A 22,143-nucleotide genomic window follows, 5' to 3' on the forward strand; every position below is an offset into this window, starting at 1 on the left:
GCCCAGTGCGGCTAACCCGGCGTCCTGCCGGGTTACCCACGGATTCAAGCCTGCGTTCGGCCAGCGTGGTTTAACGGGGCGCCTAAGATCAAGAGCGACTCGCTGCGCATCGTGGTTAGCGTTGGCCGCTGCGGCGTTGTGTCGATACTCATGGCTATCGGGAGCAAGCCCCCGCCGCCCTCTGTAGGAGCGAGCTTGCTCGCGAAAAACTCACAGGCACCGCGTTCATTCAGAAAGCACGCGTTATTGTTGACGTTTTTCGCGAGCAAGCTCGCTCCTACAAAATTAGGGCAAGCCCGTCTCACATTAGATCCGCTTCGCAGCGTGGAATTAAGGCGCGTCGGCCTTGATTTCCTGATAACGCCTTTCCAGTTCCTGGCGAATCTGCCGACGCTGCTGGGCCTGCACGAAGCGGCGTTTGTCTTCGCTGTTCTGCGGCTGCAAGGGGGGGACGGCGGCCGGTTTGCGCTGGTCGTCCACCGCCACCATGGTGAAGAAGCAACTGTTGGTATGACGCACCGAGCGCTCGCGAATGTTCTCGGTCACCACCTTGATGCCCACTTCCATCGAGGTGTTGCCGGTGTAGTTGACCGACGCGAGAAAGGTCACCAGTTCGCCGACATGGATCGGCTCGCGGAAAATCACCTGGTCCACCGACAGCGTGACCACATAACGACCGGCATAACGGCTGGCGCATGCGTACGCCACTTCGTCGAGGTACTTGAGCAGGGTGCCGCCGTGGACATTGCCTGAGAAGTTGGCCATGTCAGGGGTCATCAATACCGTCATCGACAGCTGGGCGTTTCCGGGTTCCATAGCACACTCACGGGTTTAGGCATTGGTTGGGTTGGGCACCTCTGCGGGTGCTGGGAGCTTTGCAGCCATCCCTAACGGGACGCCGGTGGGCGGCTTGCCGTCACGCCCGGGCCGATCTGTTTCCATATATTGCACCGGCTTTCCGGCGGAAGTCGCGGTGTTAACCTTCAAACGCGCCTGCACGGGCATTTCTTACGGTCACGGCAGACTTTTCTTTCAGCGGCTGCGCGCGCGGGAAGTGAGAAACCGCCAGCAATTCCAGGGAGCCCCACGCCATGCATGCCATCAGCTTTATCCAGGACTTGGCCGTGATCATGCTGGTGGCGGGGGTCGTCACCATCCTGTTTCATCGCCTCAAGCAGCCGGTGGTGCTGGGCTACATCGTCGCAGGCTTCATCATCGGCCCCCACACGCCGCCGTTCGGCCTGATTCACGATGAAGACACGATCAAGACGCTGGCCGAACTCGGGGTGATCTTCCTGATGTTCTGCCTGGGCCTGGAGTTCAGCCTGCGCAAGCTGTTCAAGGTGGGTGCCACGGCGTTTATCGCGGCGTTCCTGGAAATCATCCTGATGATCTGGATCGGCTACGAAATCGGTCAATGGTTCGACTGGAACACCATGGACTCGTTGTTTCTCGGCGCGATCCTGGCGATTTCCTCCACCACCATCATCGTCAAGGCGCTCAATGACCTGAAGATGAAGAACCAGCGTTTTGCCCAGCTGATATTCGGCGTGCTGATCGTCGAGGACATCCTGGGGATCGGCATCATTGCCTTGCTGTCGAGCATCGCCGTCAGCGGCACGGTCAGCTCCGGCGAGGTGTTTTCCACCGTGGGCAAGCTCTCGCTGTTCATGATTGTCGCGCTGGTGATCGGTATTCTGCTGGTGCCGCGCCTGCTGGCCTACGTCGCCAGGTTCGAAAGCAACGAGATGCTGCTGATCACGGTACTGGGTCTGTGTTTCGGCTTCTGCCTGCTGGTGGTCAAGCTTGAATACAGCATGGTGCTGGGGGCCTTCCTGATCGGCGCGATCATGGCCGAGTCACGCCAACTGATTAAAATCGAGCGCCTGATCGAACCGGTTCGCGACATGTTCAGTGCGATTTTCTTTGTCGCCATCGGCTTGATGATCGACCCGCAAATCCTGCTGCAGTACGCGTGGCCGATTGCGGTCATTACCGTGGCCGTGGTGCTGGGCAAGATGCTGTCGTGCGGGCTGGGCGCGTTTATCGCCGGCAACGATGGCCGCACCTCGCTGCGGGTGGGCATGGGCCTGTCACAGATTGGCGAATTTTCTTTCATCATCGCGGCGCTGGGGATGACCCTGCAGGTCACCAGCGACTTTCTGTACCCGGTGGCGGTGGCGGTTTCGGCGATAACGACGTTGCTCACCCCGTACCTGATCCGCGGCGCCGACCCGCTGTCACTGAAAATTGCCGCCGTGATGCCCCAGCGCATGAGCCGGGTATTCGGCATGTATGGCGAATGGCTGCGCAGTATTCAGCCGCAAGGCGAGGGCGCCATGCTGGCGTCGATGATCCGCAAGATCGTGCTGCAAGTGGGGGTGAACCTGGCGCTGGTGATCGCGATCTTCTTCGCCGGCAGCTTTTTCGCGGCGCGCATCGGCGGGTATCTGGAAGGCTGGGTCAGCGATCAAAGCTGGCAGAAGGCGTTGATCTGGGGTGGCGCATTGCTGTTGTCGCTGCCGTTTCTGATCGCGGCGTACCGCAAGCTCAAGGCATTGTCGATGTTGCTGGCGGAGATGAGCGTGAAGCCGGAAATGGCCGGGCGGCATACCCAACGTGTGCGACGGGTGATCGCGGAGCTGATCCCCATTCTGTCGCTGCTGGTGATCTTCCTGCTCCTGGCAGCCTTGTCGGCCAGTATCCTGCCGACCAACAAGTTGCTGGTACTGATTGCGGTGGTCACGGCGGCGGTGGCGGCCGTGCTCTGGCGCTGGTTCATCCGCGTGCATACGCGGATGCAGGTGGCCTTGCTGGAGACGCTGGATAACCACAAGGATACGCCGGAACACTAGAAGGCCAGGTGTGGGCCTCAGCTTTCCAGCCAGACATCCCGTGCCCAGTGCCACACCGATTCCCAGGTTTCTTCCTGGACCAGTTCTTCCTCGGCGGACCACAGCACCACGGTGCCGTCTTCTTCGACGCAGTAGTAGTCGTCGCCGTCCTGGCAAATCGGGATCAGGCTGCGGTCAACACCGGCGTCCCAGGCGTTGGCGGCAACGTCCGGCAGATAGGTGTGGGACTGCGGGTCGGTGACGGTCACCGGCTCGAGGCTGCCGTAGACCACGTCGCTGACGGTCAGCAGGAATTCGCGGAATACAAAGGGGATGTCGATGAACAGTTGTTCTTCGATTTCCACCAGTTGGTCTTCGTCAGGCAGCTCCAAGGGAACCGGGACCGGTTCGTTGGCTTCACGCAGTTGTTCGATGATTTCTTCCACGGCCGGGATCCTCTTGCTGATGGCGCGTTTTATAGGGGCGTTTTATACAGTAGCTCGCTATAAGTGCAACCGTGAAATAGAAAACCCCGGAACAGGTCCGGGGTTTTTGTTACCAGTTGCTCACGCGTGCGGGTATCAGCCGTTCTGGCGGATACCGGCGACCAGCCATGGCTGGTTTTCGCCCTGCGGACGTTCCATGTTCCAGCTTTCGCTGAACACTTCGCCCTGGTCGAAACGCGAGGTCTTCGACACGCCGCTGAAGGTCAGGGTGGCGATGGTCTTGTCGGCACGATCATCCACACCGTCCAGCTGTACGCGCAGGTCGTCGATATAGGTCGACTGGAAGCCGTCACCCAGGTCGGCGCGTTCGCGCTTGAGGAACTCCAGCAGTTGCGGGGTCACGAACTCGGCGATCTTGTCCATTTCGTTGGCGTCCCAGTGCTGCTGCATGGACTGGAAGTGGCTGCGGGCCGCTTCAATGAAACGCTCTTCGTTGAACCAGGCCGGCGCGTTGATCACCGGACGGGCGGCCGCAGGGGCTGCCGAACCGCCGAAGATCGAACCCATGGCGGGTTTTTGCTCGAACACTTCACGCTGCATCGGCGCGCCGGCCGGGGCCAGGTGCTCCTGCTGCTTGCGGCGACGGGCGGCGATAAAGCGGAAGATCACGAAGGCAATGACCGCCAGGATCAGGATGTCGAAGATCTGCATGCCCTGGAAGCCGCCGCCCATGAACATGGACGCGAGCAGGCCACCGGCGGCGATGCCGGCCAATGGGCCCAACCAGCGCGACGCACCGCCGGCCTTGGCCGCGGCGCCAGCGGCACCGGCTGCGCCTGCGGTAGCTGCAGCACCGCCGGCACCGGCGGCACCGGCGGATGGAGCCATCTGGCTGGTCTGGTGGGTCGGCGCCGAGCCCATGCTCTTGCCGCCACCGAAGCGTTTGGCGTTGGCGTCGAGGCTCATCGTCAAGCCGATGCACAACGCCATGGCGATGCTAAGAAAACGTTTCATAAAGGGAATTCCCATTTGTGGATTGCACGCGCGCCATGTTGCACAGGTGTAGTGACAGTGGCTAGCGACATAATGTTTCGGGCTTTTGCGTAGGACTGATTCGGAATGGTCTGTAGGACTTATTACAGATATTGGCCCGCCCTTATTAAAAACAAGGGTGGGCCAAAAACCTTCATGTTGAACGGTTCTCTGTAGGAGCGAGCTCGCTCGCGAAAATCGTCAACGATAACGCGGGCATTCTGGATGAACGCGTTATCTGGACGTTCTTCGCGAGCAAGCTCGCTCCTACAGGAGGGAAGACTTCAGACAGCCTCAAGTTTGGCGTAGCCCATCATCAGCCACTTGCTGCCCTCGGCGAAATTCACCTGCACCCGTGCCTGGGCGCCGGCGCCTTCGAAGTTGAGGATCACGCCTTCGCCGAAGATCGCGTGCCTGACCTGCTGGCCCAGGCTGAACGGTGTTTCCGGAATCTCGGAACCGGCAAACATGGTGCTGGAGTTCTGCTGCTGGCCGCCGCCGAACGGGCGGCTGACGCTGTTGGACAGGCGCACTTCCTGGATCAGTCCCTTCGGCACTTCACGTACGAAGCGCGACACCTTGTTGTAGGTCTCGCTGCCGTACAGGCGTCGGGTTTCGGCGTAGGTCATCACCAGGTTCTGCATGGCCCGGGTAATGCCCACATAAGCCAGGCGACGTTCTTCTTCAAGACGGCCCGGCTCTTCCAGGCTCATCTTGTGCGGGAACAGGCCTTCTTCCATGCCCACCAGGAACACATACGGGAATTCCAGGCCCTTGGCACTGTGCAGGGTCATCAGCTGGATGCTGTCTTCATGTTCGTCAGCCTGGGCGTCCCCCGCCTCCAGCGAAGCATGGCCAAGGAAGGCGGCGAGCGGCGTAAGGTCTTCTTCGTTCTCGGCGTTTTCGAATGCGCGGGCGGCGCTGACCAGTTCCTCAAGGTTTTCTACCCGGGCCTGGCCTTTTTCGCCCTTTTCCGCCTCGTGGTAGGCGATCAGCCCGGACTGTTCGATCACGGTCTGGGTCATCAGATGCAGGGGCATTTCCGCGCATTTGGCCGCAAGGTTCTCGATCAGCTCGACAAACACACCCAAGGCGCCGGCTGCGCGGCCCGTCAGGCCTTTATTGGCGATGAGCAGGCGCATGGCCTCCCACATCGACACATCGGCATGGCGGGCGTGCTCGCGAATGGCCTCGACGGTTTTTTCGCCGATGCCACGGGCCGGGATATTGATTACCCGCTCCAGCGCCGCGTCGTTGCCCCGACCTTCCAGCAAGCGCAGGTAGGCCATGGCGTTCTTGATTTCCGCACGCTCGAAGAAGCGCTGGCCACCGTAGATGCGATACGGGATGCGCTCGCGCAGCAAGGCTTCTTCCAATACCCGCGATTGGGCGTTGGAGCGGTAAAGAATGGCGATATCGCTGCGCGAAAGGCCGGTTTTCAACGCACCTTCGATGGTTTCCACCACGTAGCGCGCTTCATCGTGTTCGTTGAAGGCGGCGTACAGGTTGATCGCTTCGCCTTCGCCGCCGTCGGTCCACAGCTCTTTGCCCAGGCGCCCGGTGTTGTTGGCGATCAAGGCGTTGGCGGCCTTGAGAATCCCGGCGGTGGAGCGGTAGTTCTGCTCAAGGCGGATGGTCACCGCGTCCGGGAAGTCCTCGGAGTACTGATAGATGTTCTCGATTTTCGCGCCGCGCCAGCCGTAGATCGACTGGTCGTCGTCACCCACCACCATCAGGCTGTCGCCACCCTTGGCCAGCAGGCGCAACCAGGCGTACTGCACGGCGTTGGTGTCCTGGAACTCGTCCACCAGAACGTGCCGGAAACGCTTCTGGTAATGGGCCAGCAAGCCGGGGTTGTCGCGCCACAGGTCCAGGGCCCGCAACAGCAGTTCGGAGAAGTCGATCACGCCGGCGCGTGCGCAGGCTGCCTCGTAGGCTTCATAGATGCTGCGCATGGTGGCCAGGAACAGATCGCCGCTGGCCTGGATATGCTGCGGACGCAGGCCTTCGTCTTTCTGGCCGTTGATAAACCACTGGGCCTGGCGTGCCGGCCAGCGTTGCTCGTCGAGGCCCAATTCGCGGATCACCCGCTTGACCAGGCGTTGCTGATCGTCGCTGTCGAGGATCTGGAACGTCTGGGCCAGCCCCGCTTCCTGCCAATGCGCCCGCAACAGGCGGTGTGCCAGGCCGTGGAAGGTACCCACCCACATGCCGGCCGGGCTGATGCCCATCAGTTGCTCGATGCGATGGCGCATCTCGGCGGCAGCCTTGTTGGTGAACGTCACCGACAGGATGGAATGGGGCGACGCGTTCTCGACCTGGATCAACCAGGCGATACGGTGCACCAGCACTCGGGTTTTACCGGAGCCAGCACCGGCCAGGACCAACTGACGGCCAACGGGGGCTGCTACGGCCTGGCGTTGGGCATCGTTGAGGGAGTTCAGCAGAAGGGAGAGATCATCGCGCATCGGCGCATTCTAGGGTGCCGGGGGAAGACGGGCAAACCCCAATGCCAGGCGCCCGACGGAAAACCGCCTGCGGGCCAACATTCTGCGGAGCGCGGATGACCGGTCGGTCATGCGCCACAGCCCGCGTGGCGTCTCGTTCAAGCTGTCTGGAACGACGCTTTGCGCCCAACAGCCGGGCGCTTTTTATGATCTGGAGCAGTTTGGCCCGAGCGTTTGCTTGTGTATGCTCCGTCGACGTTCAGGCTCACCATTATAAGAACACTGCCTATGACCTTTGACACTGACCTGTTCGGCCCTTCGGCGGCGCCTGCGCAGGTTATCCGCAAACATTACGCCACCCAGATGGCGGTGGAGCGGACACGCCTGTTGTATCAGGGCTCGTTGGTGCCAACCCTGCTGATGCTGGTCAATGGTTTGGTCTGCGCCTGGCTGTTGTGGAACCCCGCGCAATACCTGCTCGACAGCGCCTGGCTGGTCTGGTTGCTGGCGCTGGTGGCGATGCGGGTCATCCAGGTGGCGGCCTTTGAGTCGGCCATGCCCAGCCGCCAGGCCCAACCTGTCTGGCGCCGGATGTTCCTGCTCGGCTCGGCGGTCAGCGGCCTGACCCTGTCGATCGCCGCCATCGCCCTGGTGCCCACCGACAGCTTCATGCAACAGGCCTGGGTGTTCGGCCTGATCGGCGCGGCGATGCTGTCGGCCAGCGTGGCGTATGCCGTCAGCCTCTGGGCCTTTTTGTCCTTCGCCTTGCCGTGCCTGTTGCCGGTCATCGCGTACCTGTTCTGCAACGGCACCTCGCAGCAACAGGGCTGGGGCGTGCTCGGTGTGATCCTGCTGGCGTCGTTGAGCGTGGTGGCGTGGCAGGTCAACCGCCTGATCCAGCGCGGGCTGTTGCGACGTTTCCAGAACCAGGCCTTGATCGAACATTTGCAGCAGGCCCGGCGCCGCAGCGAGCAGTTGAACCAGGCGCTGATGCGCGAAGTCGAGCAGCGTCGCCAGGTCGAACAGGACTTGCGTGACGCCCAGGCCGGCCTGCAAGACCGTATGGCCCTGCGCGGCCAGGAGCTGGACGCCGCCAGCCTCGCCCTGAACAAAAGCGAGGCGCGCCTGGCCATGGCGCTGCAAGCCAGTGAACTGGGCCTGTGGGACTGGAATCTGCAAACCGATGAGGTGCACCACACCCACCTCAAGGAACTGTTCGGCCTGGAACCCGAGTACGTCACCGCGATGCTCAGTCATCTCAAGCCGCGCCTGCACCCCGACGACCTGCCGCTGCTCAAGCACGCGCTGGTGGAGCACCTCAAGGGCCGCAGCGAGGATTATCAGGTGGAATACCGGATACGCCATGGCGACGGGCACTGGGTGTGGATCGAGGACCGTGGGCGTGCGGTAGAGCGTTCGCCCGGTGGGCGAGTGATCCGCATGCTCGGCACGCGGCGCGACATCAGTGCCGGCAAGGCCCTGGAAGAACAGCAACGGCTTGCCTCGACGGTGTTCGAGGCGGCCAGCGAAGGCATCGTGATTCTCGACCCCAACTACGTGCTGATCGCGGTCAACCAGGCGTTCAGCCGCGTCACCGGTTTTGACATCGACGACATGCTCGGGCGCAATGTCGTGGAGTTACCCTGCAGTCGCGATGCCCGGCGGCACTTCCCGGTGATTCGCCAGGCACTGCTCAGCCACGGCACCTGGCAGGGCGAGCTGGTGGAGACGCGCAAGAACGGCGAGCTGTACCCGCAGTGGCTGCACCTGAGCGTGGTGCGCGATGCTCGCGGCAATGTCAGTCATATCGTCGGCTTTTTCGCCGATCTGTCCGCGCGGCGCGAGTCCGAGGAGCGCATGCGCTACCTCACCCATTACGATGAGTTGACGGGCCTGGCCAATCGTTCGCTGTTTCGCGAACGGCTGCGCGAAGCGCATCAGCGCGTGCGTCAGGGTGGGCGCAGCCTGGCGCTGCTGCACATCAACCTCGACCGTTTCAAGCTGCTCAATGACAGCCTGGGCCATGAAGTGGCCGACCAGCTATTGCAGAAGATGGCACGGCGGCTGATCAACGCACTGCCGGAAGCCGACACCATTGCCCGCCTGTCCGGTGACGAATTCGCGGTGCTGTTCGATGCCTATGGCAACTTGTCGAGCCTGGCGCGCGTGGCGACCCGGCTCTTGGCAAAGCTGCGCGTGCCGGTGACGGTGGAGGGCCATGAGCTGGTGGTCAGCGCCTCCATGGGCGTCAGCCTGCTGCCGGATAATGCGCGGGAAATTTCTGCGCTGGTCAGCCAATCGAATATGGCGATGCAGCACGCCAAGCACCTGGGCGGGAATAATTTCCAGTTCTACACCGACAGCCTGCAAGCCAGCACCCTGGAGCGCCTGCAGCTGGAAAACCATCTGCGCAAGGCCATCGACGAAGGCCAGCTCACGGTGTTCTACCAACCCAAACTGTGCCTGGCCACCGGCAAGCTCAATGCGGTGGAGGCCCTGGTGCGCTGGGAACATCCGCAATGGGGCCTGGTGCCGCCGGGGGACTTTATCGGTCTGGCCGAAGAAACCGGCCTGATCGTGCCGTTGGGCGAGTCAGTGTTGCGCAAGGCCTGTTGGCAGGCCTGTGAGTGGCAGCGTCAGGGGCTGGCGCCGATTCGCGTGTCGGTGAACCTGTCGGTGCATCAGTTGCGCCAGGGCAAGCTGGTCAGCCTGGTGCGCCAGGTGCTGGAAGAGACCGGGCTGGACCCGCAATACCTCGAGTTGGAACTGACCGAAAGTCAGCTGCTCGACAGTGTCGAGCACATCATCACGACCTTCCGGCAGTTGCGCGAGCTGGGTGTGAAGCTGGCTATCGACGATTTCGGTACCGGCTATTCCTCCCTCAGCTACCTCAAGCGTATTCCGGTGGACTACGTGAAGATCGACCAGACCTTTATCCGCGGGCTCGGCCAGGGGCGCGAGGACGCCGCCATTACCCGGGCGATCATCGCCATGGCCCACGGGTTGGCGCTCAAAGTGGTGGCCGAAGGCGTGGAAGATCAGCAGCAACTGGATTTCCTGCGGAGCGAGGGGTGCGACGAGGTGCAGGGCTATCTGATCAGCCGACCGATGCACCCCGAGGGGCTGGCAGATTTGTTACGGCAAAATCCGGAATTTCCTTAATGACTCGGGGGCAGCCCCTGTGGCTACAAAGCCTCTGCCCTTAATTTCAGTGGGGGGCAGGGCGATTTAGTGCTGCATCAGGCGGGCAAAACGGCAATTCTTGTAGTATAACTACAAGCTTGCTACATCCCTGGCGTCTGCCAATAACAAGAGTCCTGCCCTTTGAACCTGTTGCAACATATCGCCCAGTCGCGCCACCTGTTACGCAAATCGGAACTCAAGGTTGCCGATCACGTGCTGCTTGACCCTGCGGCTGTGATGCACAGTTCCATGGCTGATCTGGCCCACAGCGTGGGCATCAGCGAGCCGACCATCGTGCGTTTCTGCCGCGCCATCGGTTGCTCCGGGTTTCAGGATTTGAAACTCAAGTTGGCGCAAAGCCTGGCCGCCGGGGCGAGCTTCGGCCAGTTTGCGATCCATGAAGACGACTCCGTCGCCGACTACAGCCTGAAAATCTTCGACACCACGTTGCATACGCTGATGGAAGTGCGCGAGAAGCTCGACCCGGTGGAGCTGCAAAAGGCCGTGACCGCGATGTCCCAGGCCCAGCGCGTGGAGTTCTACGGCTTTGGTGCTTCCGGTGCGGTGGCGGCCGACGCCCAGCATAAGTTTTTCCGCCTGCTGCTCACGGCGGCGGCCTACAGCGACCCGCACATGCAGGCGATGTCGGCGGTGACCTTGAAGCCCACCGACGTGGCCATCTGTATTTCCCAGTCCGGTCGCTCCAAAGACCTGCTCATCACCGCCAACCTGGTGCGTGAAAGCGGCGCTTCGCTGATTACCCTGTGCCCGAGCCAGACGCCATTGGCGGAGCTGTCTACGGTGAACCTGGCGATCGACGTGCATGAAGACACCGAGATCTACACGCCGCTGACCTCGCGCATTGCTCACCTGGTGGTGATCGACGTTTTGGCGATGGGGGTTGCCATGGCTCGCGGGCCAAGCCTGGTCAACCACCTCAAGAGCGTGAAGCGCAGTTTGCGCAGCCTGCGGTTGTCGCCCAAGTCGGTCAAGGCCCTCGACGACTGAACTGTACACCGATCCAAAATGTGGGAGGGGGCTTGCCCTAATGCCGGTCTGTAGGAGCGAGCTTGCTCGCGAAAAACGTCAACGATAACGCGTGCTTTCTGAATGAACGCGGTGCCTGTGAATTTTTCGCGAGCAAGCTCGCTCCTACAGAGAGCACTCTTCCACATGTGCATCTTTTGTGTGTCCAGAATCTTCATCAGGTTGTCATCGCCCCGTCATCCCTCGCCCCCATCCTGTACTCCCCGCACTCGCATTGGGAGACTCCAAAATGGCCCGGACCTACGAAGACAGCAACAGCACCGTCAAGACCCGTCGTCAGCAGGAAGACCAGCGCCGCATGGCGTTCCGTCGCGCAATCGAAGACCGCTGTGACCAGCGCCAACTGCTCCAGAGCATCAGTGACTACCCGGAACTGCATTGGCAGGCGCCCTTGGCTGCCCAGCGAAGCGCTCAGCCAGGGCGCTGATCTGTACCCGTTCGCTGCGGATAAAGCCCAGGAACGCATGGGCCACCGGTGACAGCCGCTTGGCTTTGGCTTGCACCAGGCACCAACTGCGGTACAGCGGCAGTTCTTCCACCGCCAGTTCCTTGAGCCCGCCGGTGGCCAGTTCCAGGTTCAAGGCGTGGCGCGTCAGCAGGGCCACGCCCAAACCTGCGACCACGCACTCACGCTGCGCCTCGGCCGAGGCCACTTCCACGGTCTGGGTGAAGTGCACGCGTTTTTCCTTGAAGTACTCTTCGCACGCCAGGCGTGTGCCGGAACCCGGTTCACGGATGAGCAGGGTGTAGGGTTCCAGGTCCTGCAGGCGCAGCGGCCCTTTCAGGCTCAACGGATGATCCGGCAGCGCCACGGCAACGATCGGGTTATTCAGGAACGGCAGGAATTCCAGGCCCATGTCCTGGGGCACCATGGACATGATCACCAGGTCGTCGCGGTTGTCAGAGAGCCGGCGGATCACCTGGGCGCGATTGACCACGGTCAGGTGCAATTGCACCTCCGGGTGCTGGCGCTTGAAGGCGGCGAACAGGTGCGGCACGAAGTATTTGGCGCTGGACTCCACCGCCAGCTTCAATTGGCCCTGCAGTGAGCCCTGCATGTCCGAGAGCTGCATATCGAGGTTTTCCAGACGGCCGAAAATATCCCGGCTGGCCCGTTGCAGGGCTTCGGCGGCCTCGGTCATGTAGAGCTTTTTGCCGACATAGTCGAACAGCGGCTGGCCGATCAGCTCTTCGAGCTGGCGAATTTGCAGGCTGACGGCCGGTTGAGTCAGGGACATTTCCTCGGCTGCACGGCTGTAGGAACGCAAATCACACACTTCATTGAAAATCTGCAACTGACGCAATGTCATACGCATCAATGACTTACGCATTAAATAATTCCCCGCTCAGCAATCATCCCGGCAACTATAAGTCTTTACTTATATACAACCCAATAATTATTGATTTTTGTTAATCCCTCGGTGCGCATAGTGTGTGTCTCGCGACTGTCATGAAACATTTGGTCACGCGCTGACCTTGTTACTAAGGTCAAAGACGCAGCAATCGGCTCAAGGGAATTTCCAAGTGATAAAAAAGATCCTGATCGCCAACCGTGGTGAAATTGCCGTACGAATCGTGCGTGCCTGCGCCGAGATGGGCATTCGCTCGGTCGCGGTTTATTCGGACGCCGACCGCCACGCGTTGCACGTCAAGCGTGCCGACGAAGCCCACAGCATCGGGGCCGAGCCCCTGGCCGGTTACCTGAACCCGCGCAAGCTGGTGAACCTGGCCGTGGAAACCGGCTGCGATGCACTGCACCCCGGCTACGGTTTCCTGTCGGAAAACGCCGAGCTGGCGGACATCTGTGCCGAACGCGGGATCAAATTCATCGGCCCGTCCGCCGAAGTCATCCGCCGCATGGGCGACAAGACCGAAGCGCGGCGCAGCATGATCAAGGCCGGTGTGCCGGTCACGCCGGGCACCGAAGGCAACGTCGCCGACATCCATGAAGCCCTCACCGAAGGCGACCGTATCGGTTACCCGGTGATGCTCAAGGCCACTTCCGGTGGTGGCGGTCGCGGGATTCGTCGTTGCAACAGCCGCGAAGAACTCGAACAAGCCTTTCCCCGGGTGATTTCCGAAGCCACCAAGGCCTTTGGTTCGGCGGAAGTGTTCCTGGAAAAGTGCATCGTCAATCCCAAGCACATCGAGGCGCAGATCCTCGGTGACAGCTTTGGCAACGTGGTGCACCTGTTCGAGCGTGATTGCTCGATCCAGCGGCGCAACCAGAAGCTCATTGAAATTGCCCCCAGCCCGCAGTTGACCCCGGAACAGCGCGCCTACATCGGCGACCTGTCGGTGCGCGCGGCCAAGGCCGTGGGCTACGAGAACGCCGGCACCGTGGAGTTCCTGCTCGCCGAGGGCGAGGTGTACTTCATGGAGATGAACACCCGGGTGCAGGTGGAACACACCATCACCGAGGAAATCACCGGGATCGACATCGTCCGCGAGCAGATTCGTATCGCCTCGGGCCTGCCGCTGTCGGTGAAACAGGAAGATATCCAGCACCGTGGCTTCGCGTTGCAGTTCCGCATCAACGCCGAAGACCCGAAGAACAACTTCCTGCCCAGCTTCGGCAAGATCACCCGTTACTACGCCCCCGGCGGCCCCGGCGTGCGTACCGACACGGCGATCTACACCGGCTACACCATCCCGCCGTTCTACGACTCCATGTGCCTGAAACTGGTGGTGTGGGCGTTGACCTGGGAAGAAGCCATGGACCGCGGCCTGCGCGCCCTGGACGACATGCGTCTGCAAGGCGTGAAGACCACCGCCGCCTATTACCAGGAAATCCTGCGCAACCCGGAATTCCGCAGCGGCCAATTTAATACAAGCTTCGTGGAAAGCCACCCTGAGCTGACCAACTACTCGATCAAGCGCAAACCCGAAGAGCTGGCCCTGGCCATCGCCGCCGCCATCGCCGCCCACGCAGGCCTGTGAGGAATATAACAATGAGCAAAAAGATCTTCGTAACCGACACCATCCTGCGCGACGCTCACCAATCGTTGCTGGCGACCCGCATGCGCACCGATGACATGCTGCCGATCTGCGACAAGCTCGACAAAGTCGGCTACTGGTCCCTGGAAGTCTGGGGCGGCGCCACCTTCGACGCTTGCGTACGGTTCCTCAAAGAAGACCCGTGGGAGCGCCTGCGCCAACTGCGCGCGGCATTGCCCAACACACGCCTGCAAATGCTGCTGCGCGGCCAGAACCTGCTGGGCTACCGCCACTACAGCGACGATGTGGTCAAAGCCTTCGTCGCCAAGGCCGCGGTCAACGGGATCGATGTGTTCCGTATCTTCGATGCGATGAACGACGTACGAAACCTGCGCGTGGCCATTGAAGCGGTCAAGGCCGCCGGCAAGCACGCCCAGGGCACCATCGCCTACACCACCAGCCCGGTGCACACTGTCGACGCCTTCGTGGCCCAGGCCAAGCAGTTGGAGTCCATGGGCTGTGACTCGATCGCGATCAAGGACATGGCCGGCCTGCTGACCCCTTACGCCACCGGCGAACTGGTCAAGGCGCTCAAAGCCGAGCAGAACCTGCCGATCTTTATCCACTCCCACGACACCGCCGGCTTGGCCGCGATGTGCCAGCTCAAGGCCATCGAAAACGGTGCCGACCATATCGACACCGCCATCTCCAGCTTCGCCTGGGGCACCAGCCACCCGGGCACCGAGTCGATGGTCGCGGCCCTCAAAGGCAGCGAGTTCGACACCGGCCTCGACCTGGAACTGCTGCAGGAAATCGGCCTGTACTTCTACGCCGTGCGCAAGAAATACCACCAGTTTGAAAGCGAGTTCACTGCCGTCGACACCCGCGTGCAAGTCAACCAGGTACCGGGCGGGATGATTTCCAACCTGGCCAACCAGTTGAAAGAGCAGGGCGCCCTGAACCGTATGAGCGAAGTGCTGGCCGAAATCCCGCGCGTGCGTGAAGACCTCGGCTTCCCGCCGCTGGTCACGCCCACGTCGCAGATCGTCGGCACACAGGCGTTCTTCAACGTGCTCGCCGGTGAGCGCTACAAGACCATCACCAACGAAGTGAAGCTCTACCTGCAGGGTGGCTACGGCAAGGCTCCGGGCACGGTGAACGAAAAGCTGCGCCGTCAGGCCATCGGCAGCGAAGAGGTCATCGACGTTCGCCCGGCTGATTTGCTCAAGCCGGAAATGACCAAGCTGCGCGGTGAAATCGGCGCGTTGGCCAAGTCCGAAGAAGACGTGCTGACCTACGCCATGTTCCCGGATATCGGGCGCAAGTTCCTCGAAGAACGCGACGCCGGCACCCTGGCCCCTGAGGTGCTGCTGCCGATTCCGGAAGCCGGCGGTGTCGCCCGTGCCAGCGGCGAAGGCGTACCGACCGAGTTCGTCATCGACGTGCACGGCGAAAGCTACCGCGTGGATATCACCGGGGTGGGCGTGAAGGCCGAAGGCAAGCGCCACTTTTACCTGTCCATCGACGGCATGCCGGAAGAAGTGGTGTTCGAACCGCTCAACGAATTCGTCAGCAGCGGCGGCAGCAAGCGCAAGCACGCTACCGAACCGGGCCATGTCAGCACGGCGATGCCGGGCAATATCGTCGATGTGCTGGTCAAGGAGGGCGACGTGGTCAAGGCCGGCCAGGCCGTGTTGATCACTGAAGCCATGAAAATGGAAACCGAAGTCCAGGCCGCCATTGCCGGCAAGGTGACTGCCGTTCATGTGGCCAAGGGCGACCGGGTCAACCCGGGTGAGATCCTGATTGAGATCGAAGGCTGAATCCAGCCTTCGACGTGACCGCTTAATCCTCGGGGGGGCAGGTGCCCTCCTTTTTTTTGCCCGAGATTCAGGCCTCGGCGGCAGGCTTTTTGTGCTTGAAGCTGACAAAGACGCCGGTGGCTGTGTAGATCAGTTCCGGGGTCAGGGTTGCAAGGTGACTGGTGAGCCGCTCGAAACGGCCTTCAATCTGTGCGGCGTCGACGACACGTAGCTGGCGGTTGAGCAGTTCATCATGTTCATGCTCTATCTGGATATTCAGCGTCGCGCCCGCCAGGCTGGCACGGTTGCCGACTTTCAGGGTGCTGTGTGCTTCGCCCTGGCCCACCTTGAAAGCCAGGGTCGAGCCCGCTGTCATGTTCAGGTCGCGTTTGATTCGATCTTGGTTTTTCAAGATCGGGTCGAGTAACAGCGTACCGGCGACGTCAAGCTCGTTCACCGTGCCTCCGGCATAGGTAGCGCCCTGTTCAACCGTGACCGTGCCGCCGATGCGGTTCTGGTTGATCAAGGTGGCGCCGCTCCGAACCCGGCCGCGCTGGTTGGCCTCCAGTGCGCCGGTCAGGGTCCAGGTGCCTGCATTGACGTCCAGATGCTGAAACTGGCGGGCGCCGTTGAACGTGCCGCCCTCGATATCTTCCAGGATGACCTGGTTGGTACCGCTGCCGCCGTCCACCTCACCCCTGAATCGGGCCTGGCCGCGCACAATCAACACGTCGTTGCCCCCGCCCATGTCCAGGGCAATGCCGTTGCCCCCGCTGATCAGGCCGTTATTGACGACCCTGTCGTTGAAGTTGCCTAGCAGGTGCACCCCATAGCCGTCGCGACCTCTGATGGTGCCGTTGTTGACCAGCAACGTGCTGCCAACGTCAGGCCCCGCGCTCCCGTTATCGACCAGCACGCCATAATGCCTGCCGCTGATGAGGCCATGGTTATAGATGTCGTCGCCGACGATGGCGCTGCCGGCCTCCACCTGCACGGTCGCCGATACTGGATAGAACGCTGGAGAGGGATAGACTGCGGACTGGGTGGGTACTTGCGACATTGGATTTCGACCTCACGTGTGCTGGAGGTCGAAAACTAACGCAAGGAAAAGTCCGTCGCTGTCGGCGGTAGTACCGAGGATTGTGAGAGGGTTCGTTATTGAAGAGGACGCTTACGACGCTCGGTTAAAAGCTCATCGTCCACTGCCCCTTGACGCCTTGATTGCGGCTATGGGTACCCGCCTGGCCGCTGTAGCTCAGGCCCAGCGTGTGTTGGCTGGACAAGGCCAGGTCCACGCCGGCGTTCACGTCCAGGCTGTCGCGATCCAGTGACGTACCCGTGATGGTGAAGCCGTCCAGTGCCACTGGAGCGTTGCGATAGGATTGGCGCACCTGGCTGTCGACTGCGCCGTAGAGATGTTTCCAGCCGGTGCTGAGGTGGGGTGTCAGCCTGACCTGATTATCGAACCGGTACACCGTCGCCAGGTGCAGACCTACCGTGCTGTTGAAGTTCTGCTGGGTCTGCGCGCCGACGTTGAGTGCGGTCAGGCCACCGCTTTCCTTGAAACTGTCGCGGTGATAACGCTGGTAGCCAAGGCCGACGAAGGGCTCGACGCGCAAGTCCTGGCTGCCCAATTGATAGCCCAGTTCCGAGAACAGCGTCTGGCTTTGGGCGTCGTAGTGAGACTTGAGCTGATCCTTGTAATCGAGCAGATTGACGTTGCGCCGGTTGGTGCCGGCGTGGCTGCTGTAGATCGCACCCAGGCGCAGGGCCAGCGGTCCGTCCTGGCGCACGGCGTAGGCACCCAGATGCAAGCTGTCCAGCTCGGCGGAAAAGCGCTGGGCGTCAAGATTGCTCGTGGATTTGGCACCCATCACCCCCACACGCCAGGCGTGGTCGACCGCCCAGTCGGCGCCCAGCAACAGTCCACGGGTGCGGTGCTGCAGGCCGGCGCTGCCGCTGCGTGAATCGAGGTGGCCGTCGTTGCCCAGGCCCTGCACCCAAACGTGATTGTTCTCGTCGGCAGGCAAGGCGCGCAGGGTCGACAGTAATTGGTTGCTGATCTGGCCGGTGACGGTGTGGCTGGCGGTGGCCAGGTTAGCGTTTTGGCTGCCGGCCAATTGTTCAAGGGCTGCGCCGATCCCGCCGGGCTGTGCGGCGAGTGCTTCATTTGCTTTCTGCAGGTCCTTTATCTCTTCCGAGGTCAGCTCCCCGGAGGTCAGCAAATCAAGCAGTGCGGGCTCCAGCACCTTGGCGACCTGCACGCCGTTGTAGGAAGTGGCTTGTCCAATGAGGTAACCGGCGTAGGGCGGCGGGGAAGGCGGCGTATTGAGCTTGGGTTCGAAGGCCCACTCAGTCTCGGCCGAATCGTAAGGCTGATGGAAAAACGGCCTGTATTCAATATCGCCGCGTGCTTGCGCGGGTTGAACAGTGATGGCCACTGCAAGGCTGATCAACGCAGCGATTCTGGAGGGTATAAAAGACATGAATTCCCGACCTCTGATGAATGAGGCCGGGAATGTAGCGAGGTCGTCGAGGGATAACTGTCAGGCCACTGACCGCTGGTTTGCGGGAGTTGTCCTTAGTGGGGTGCGATTAAAAGCTCATCCGCCATTGGCTGGGCGTACCGTGTCAAAGTGCTACGCAAGGGGTTCTAAGCGTCAACCGCGGCGCACATACCCTTTGCCGAAATGCCGCTCCATGCGCGCCTGGATCAGCTCCAGCCCGAGGGACATTACCCAGTAAATAATCGCCGCCGTGGTAAGCATCTCGATGTAGCGGTAGCTGGAGCGGCCGTAGGACTGCGCCAGGAACATCACTTCCCACACGCCCATCACCGAGATCAGCGACGAGTCCTTGAGCATCGAGATGAACTGGTTGGTGGCCGGCGGGATGATGGTGCGCATGGCCTGGGGCAGGGTGACATGCCAGAAGATCGCCCGGTCACGCATGCCCAGGGCCAACGCCGCTTCCCGTTGGCCATGGGGCACGCCGAGGATACCGGCGCGGAAAATCTCGCTCAGGTAGGCGCCGTAGTTCAGCGACAAGGCGATGATGCCGGCGACGATCGCGCCCGGCACCAGGCCCAGCTGCGGCAAGCCCAGGTAAATCAGCAGGATCTGGATCAGCAACGGCGTGCCGCGAAAGAACGAGGCGTAGAAACTGGCAATGCCAAACGCCACCGCGCTTTTCGACAGGCGCCCCAGGGCGGTGACAAACCCCAATATCGACGACGCAACGATGGCGCACAGGCACAAAAACAGCGTCAGCGCCGCGCCTTGCAGGAAGCCGTTGGGCGCCAGGTGCAGGCCGACCAGGTTGGGCAGCTTGTCGAGGATGATCGAGAACTTCAGGTCAAAGCTCAGGAAGAAACTCGCAAACAAGGCCAACAGCGCCGCCCAGGTCAGGTAAAGCCGTATACGAAAGCTCATCGGCTGATATCGGCGCCGATCCATTTTTGCGACAGCTTGCTCAAGGTGCCGTCCTGTTTGAGCTGGGCGAAGACCTCACGCACTTTGCTGTCCCACTGCGCGTCGCCTTTCTCGATGGCCACCGAGTTGGGCTCCGAATACAGCGGCTCGCCTGCCAGCTTGAAGCGCTTGTCCTGGGTCAGGCGCGGCTGCGCGGTGACCAGGTTGGTGAGGATCGCATCCAGGCGCACGCCCGCGCCCAGGCCGAGGTCCTGGAATGCCACGTTGTCGGTGTCGTACGGGGCAATCTGCACGTCCTCGAACGGGTACTGCAACTGGGTGTCCTCGGCGCCTTCGATCACCAGGTTCTTGTTCAGGTAGCTTTCATAGCTGGAGGCGCTGGTGAGGCCGACTTTCTTGCCGCTCAGGTCTTTGGCTGCATGGATGCGATCATCCTTGGCATTGACCACGATGACGGCGGGCGAGGCGTAGTACTCCACCGGGAAATCGAACACCTCGGCGCGTGCCTTGCTCGGGGTCATGGAGCAGATGCAAATGTCGTAGCGCCCGCTCCAGCGGCCGGCGGCAATGACGTCCCATGAAGGCGTTTCCAGGCGCAGCTTGACCCCAAGCTTTTGCGCCACGGCCTTGGCCACATCCACGTCGAAGCCGTCGAGCTGGTTCTGCTCGTTGAGGAATGAAAACGGCGGATAGCTTTCCATCAGCACCCCGACCAGCTCTTTCTTCTGCTCGATACGGTCCAGGGTGGCACCGCCAAAGGCTTGGGTTGAAGCGGCCAACATCGTCAGGCCCAGGGCCAACAGCGGTCGTAATTTCAAAATCGAGCACCTGAATAAAAAAGAGGTTGTTATTAACCGAACGGTACGCATTAAATAGTTATAAGAACGACTCTCATAGTGAGTTATTTTCATAAGCATATGAGTAAAAAGCATATGGGTACAACAAACACCGTAATTCTCGATGGCGGCATGGGCCGTGAACTGCAACGCCGTGGCGCGCCGTTCCGCCAGCCGGAATGGTCGGCGCTGGCCCTGAGTGAGGCGCCGCAAGCGGTAGAGGCGGTGCACGCGGCCTATATCGACAGTGGTGCCGACGTGATTACCAGCAACAGCTATGCGGTGGTGCCGTTTCATATCGGCGAAGCGCGGTTCGCGCAGGAGGGCCAGGCGCTGGCCGCATTGGCCGGTGAGTTGGCGCGACGGGCGGTGAAGGCCTCCGGCAAGTCGGTGCGCGTCGCCGGTTCATTGCCGCCGTTGTTTGGCTCCTATCGGCCCGACCTGTTCCTGCCTGAGCGGGTCAGCGAATTACTGACACCGCTGGTGCAGGGCCTGGCGCCTCACGTTGACCTGTGGCTGGCGGAAACCCAAAGCTCCATCGTTGAAGCGCAAGCGATTCATGCCGGCCTGCCGCAGGATGGCAAGCCGTTCTGGCTGTCGTTTACCTTGAAAGATGAAGATACCGATGAGGTGCCGCGCCTGCGTTCCGGCGAGCCGGTGGCGGAGGCGGCCGAGGCGGCGGCGCAGTTGGGCGTGCAGGTGTTGCTGTTCAACTGCAGCCAGCCCGAAGTGATCGGCGCGGCGATCGACGCGGCGCGGGCAACCTTCGAGCGATTGGGCGTTGCCATTCAGATCGGCGCCTACGCCAATGCCTTCCCGCCGCAACCCAAGGAAGCCACGGCCAACGATGGCCTGGACCCGTTGCGCGACGATCTCGACCCGCCGGGTTACCTGCACTGGGCGGCGGATTGGCAGGCGCGTGGCGCCAGTCATCTGGGCGGTTGCTGCGGGATCGGGCCGGAGCATATTGCGGTGTTGGCCGAGCGCCTTTCCAACTGATTCACCGCAGATCAAAACTGTGGGAGGGGGCTTGCCCCCGATGGCCATGGGTATCTACACAACTCTGTAGCGCCCAACCGTAACCACGATGCGAAGCGAGTCGCTCTGGCTCTGGCTTTTGATCTTAGGCGCCCCGTTAAACCACGCTGGCCGAACGCAGGCTTGAATCCGTGGGTAACCCGGCAGGACGCCGGGTTAGCCGCACTGGGCCATGGATGGCCCATTGCGGCGGCCCACGGATTCAAGCCGGAGAGAGGGCACACCGAGCATTAGCGAGGTGCCGAGTGGTGGGGCAAGAGCGTTTTGCTTACTTTTGCGCTTTTCAAAAGTGAGCCGCTGTAAAAGCGGAACCCATAGCAGCCGTTACCGCAGAAACGGATATGTACTCAACCCAATCCAACATCCTGCAGCCCTGAGGCCGCCATCGGGGGCAAGCCCCCTCCCACATGGGTTTTGTGTTGCGGGTGAGGTTCAGGTTCGGCATTCGGCCAGTGTTCTGAGCTGACCGGAACCGGCCTGGTTCTTCTCTGACAACCACGCCTCAAACCCCGCGCCAATCTTCGGCCATTCCGAATCCAGCATCGAATACCACGCCGTATCCCGGTTCTGCCCCTTGACCACCATATGCTGGCGGAACACGCCCTCAAAACTGAACCCCAATCGCTCGGCCGCGTACCTGGAGCGCGCATTGCCGTTGTTGCACTTCCATTCCAGGCGGCGGTAGCCCTGCTCGAACGCGTACCTGGCCAGCAGGTACACCGCTTCGGTACTTTTTGGCGAACGCTGCATCGGTGCGCCAAAGGTGACGTGGCCGATTTCAATACGCCCGTGAGCGGGGACGATGGACATCAGGCTGAGGATGCCCTGGACCTGGCCGCTTGCGCGGTCGACCACGCTGAAGAAATACGGGTCGCTGCCGGCGGCATGGTTGTTCAGCCAGGCATCGAAGGCGCTGCGCTCGGGAAAAGGGCCGTAGGGCAAATAGTCCCACAACGTCGGGTCGGCACCGGGGCCTTCGAGGGCTTGCCACAGTTGTTCGGCGTGATGCGCCGGGTCGAGCTTTTCCAGGCGAATGAAGCGCCCTTCAAGCAGTTGCGCGGCAGGCGCGGGGGCGCCTTTCCAGTCGGCGGGGGAAGTGACCATGCTGCG

At 61.5% G+C, this 22,143-nt stretch carries 17 protein-coding genes; 7 read left to right on the forward strand and 10 right to left on the reverse strand.

Going from position 1 to position 22,143, the window contains the following annotated elements:
• Window positions 1-330: 330 nt before the first annotated feature.
• Complete coding sequence (locus BFQ00_RS12320) at window positions 331-816, reverse strand: acyl-CoA thioesterase (RefSeq protein ID WP_065885124.1); 486 nt, start codon at window positions 814-816, stop codon at window positions 331-333.
• A gap of 275 nt (window positions 817-1,091) precedes the next feature.
• Between BFQ00_RS12320 and BFQ00_RS12325 the strand changes: the two genes are divergently transcribed.
• Window positions 1,092-2,855: a cation:proton antiporter gene (locus BFQ00_RS12325; protein WP_065885125.1), complete on the forward strand. Its 1,764-nt coding sequence runs from the start codon at window positions 1,092-1,094 to the stop codon at window positions 2,853-2,855.
• A gap of 17 nt (window positions 2,856-2,872) precedes the next feature.
• On the opposite strand, the gene BFQ00_RS12330 is transcribed toward BFQ00_RS12325, so the two are convergent.
• The 3 genes from BFQ00_RS12330 to uvrD all read right to left on the reverse strand — a co-directional run bounded on the left by BFQ00_RS12330 (window position 2,873) and on the right by uvrD (window position 6,780).
• A complete protein-coding gene (locus BFQ00_RS12330; RefSeq protein WP_003195742.1) occupies window positions 2,873-3,280 on the reverse strand; it encodes an SMI1/KNR4 family protein in 408 nt (135 codons plus the stop codon).
• A gap of 135 nt (window positions 3,281-3,415) precedes the next feature.
• Window positions 3,416-4,294 (reverse strand): Tim44 domain-containing protein, encoded by an 879-nt coding sequence (locus BFQ00_RS12335; RefSeq protein ID WP_065933672.1) that lies wholly within the window; start codon window positions 4,292-4,294, stop codon window positions 3,416-3,418.
• 302 nt (window positions 4,295-4,596) lie between these two features.
• The gene (gene uvrD / locus BFQ00_RS12340) at window positions 4,597-6,780 is read right to left on the reverse strand and encodes a DNA helicase II (RefSeq protein ID WP_065883846.1); all 2,184 of its coding nucleotides are present in this window, start codon (window positions 6,778-6,780) and stop codon (window positions 4,597-4,599) included.
• 267 nt (window positions 6,781-7,047) lie between these two features.
• Here uvrD and BFQ00_RS12345 point away from each other — a divergent pair, with 267 nt between their 5' ends.
• The 3 genes from BFQ00_RS12345 (at window position 7,048) to BFQ00_RS28125 (ending at window position 11,416) form a co-directional block, all read left to right on the forward strand.
• Entirely contained in the window at window positions 7,048-9,921 is a 2,874-nt protein-coding gene (locus tag BFQ00_RS12345; protein WP_065933673.1) for a GGDEF domain-containing phosphodiesterase, read from the forward strand.
• 162 nt (window positions 9,922-10,083) lie between these two features.
• A complete protein-coding gene (gene hexR / locus BFQ00_RS12350; RefSeq protein ID WP_003177007.1) occupies window positions 10,084-10,950 on the forward strand; it encodes a transcriptional regulator HexR in 867 nt (288 codons plus the stop codon).
• A gap of 268 nt (window positions 10,951-11,218) precedes the next feature.
• A complete protein-coding gene (locus BFQ00_RS28125; RefSeq protein WP_083203275.1) occupies window positions 11,219-11,416 on the forward strand; it encodes a PA3496 family putative envelope integrity protein in 198 nt (65 codons plus the stop codon).
• Here BFQ00_RS28125 and BFQ00_RS12360 read toward each other — a convergent pair.
• Window positions 11,346-12,320 (reverse strand): LysR family transcriptional regulator, encoded by a 975-nt coding sequence (locus BFQ00_RS12360; RefSeq protein ID WP_065883843.1) that lies wholly within the window; start codon window positions 12,318-12,320, stop codon window positions 11,346-11,348. The genes BFQ00_RS28125 and BFQ00_RS12360 overlap by 71 nt on opposite strands.
• Window positions 12,321-12,513: 193 nt before the next feature.
• Between BFQ00_RS12360 and BFQ00_RS12365 the strand changes: the two genes are divergently transcribed.
• Both BFQ00_RS12365 and oadA read left to right on the forward strand, forming a co-directional pair.
• A complete protein-coding gene (locus tag BFQ00_RS12365) occupies window positions 12,514-13,929 on the forward strand; it encodes an acetyl-CoA carboxylase biotin carboxylase subunit (protein ID WP_003195732.1) in 1,416 nt (471 codons plus the stop codon).
• Window positions 13,930-13,940: 11 nt separating this feature from the next.
• On the forward strand, window positions 13,941-15,749 hold the full coding sequence (gene oadA, locus BFQ00_RS12370; RefSeq protein ID WP_065933674.1) for a sodium-extruding oxaloacetate decarboxylase subunit alpha: 1,809 nt from the start codon (window positions 13,941-13,943) through the stop codon (window positions 15,747-15,749).
• A 67-nt stretch (window positions 15,750-15,816) separates the two neighbouring features.
• Here the strand turns inward: oadA and BFQ00_RS12375 are convergent, their stop codons facing one another.
• The 4 genes from BFQ00_RS12375 to BFQ00_RS12390 all read right to left on the reverse strand — a co-directional run bounded on the left by BFQ00_RS12375 (window position 15,817) and on the right by BFQ00_RS12390 (window position 19,977).
• Complete coding sequence (locus tag BFQ00_RS12375; RefSeq protein WP_130184165.1) at window positions 15,817-16,788, reverse strand: hypothetical protein; 972 nt, start codon at window positions 16,786-16,788, stop codon at window positions 15,817-15,819.
• 124 nt (window positions 16,789-16,912) lie between these two features.
• Entirely contained in the window at window positions 16,913-18,214 is a 1,302-nt protein-coding gene (locus BFQ00_RS12380; protein ID WP_065933676.1) for an autotransporter outer membrane beta-barrel domain-containing protein, read from the reverse strand.
• A gap of 174 nt (window positions 18,215-18,388) precedes the next feature.
• Window positions 18,389-19,159 carry an amino acid ABC transporter permease gene (locus BFQ00_RS12385; RefSeq protein ID WP_065893012.1) on the reverse strand — a complete coding sequence of 257 codons (771 nt, stop codon included), beginning with the start codon at window positions 19,157-19,159 and terminating at the stop codon, window positions 18,389-18,391.
• Entirely contained in the window at window positions 19,156-19,977 is an 822-nt protein-coding gene (locus BFQ00_RS12390; protein WP_065883831.1) for an ABC transporter substrate-binding protein, read from the reverse strand. Before BFQ00_RS12390 ends, BFQ00_RS12385 begins: the two co-directional genes overlap by 4 nt.
• A 114-nt stretch (window positions 19,978-20,091) precedes the next feature.
• On the opposite strand from BFQ00_RS12390, the gene BFQ00_RS12395 reads away from it, so the two are divergent.
• Window positions 20,092-20,994 carry a homocysteine S-methyltransferase family protein gene (locus tag BFQ00_RS12395; RefSeq protein WP_065883830.1) on the forward strand — a complete coding sequence of 301 codons (903 nt, stop codon included), beginning with the start codon at window positions 20,092-20,094 and terminating at the stop codon, window positions 20,992-20,994.
• A gap of 471 nt (window positions 20,995-21,465) precedes the next feature.
• Here the strand turns inward: BFQ00_RS12395 and BFQ00_RS12400 are convergent, their stop codons facing one another.
• Window positions 21,466-22,137 carry a GNAT family N-acetyltransferase gene (locus tag BFQ00_RS12400; protein WP_065933677.1) on the reverse strand — a complete coding sequence of 224 codons (672 nt, stop codon included), beginning with the start codon at window positions 22,135-22,137 and terminating at the stop codon, window positions 21,466-21,468.
• Between the last annotated feature and the right edge of the window lie 6 nt (window positions 22,138-22,143).

The organism is Pseudomonas sp. 28 E 9 (assembly GCF_900004785.1).
Classification (GTDB): Bacteria; Pseudomonadota; Gammaproteobacteria; order Pseudomonadales; family Pseudomonadaceae; genus Aquipseudomonas; species Aquipseudomonas orientalis_A.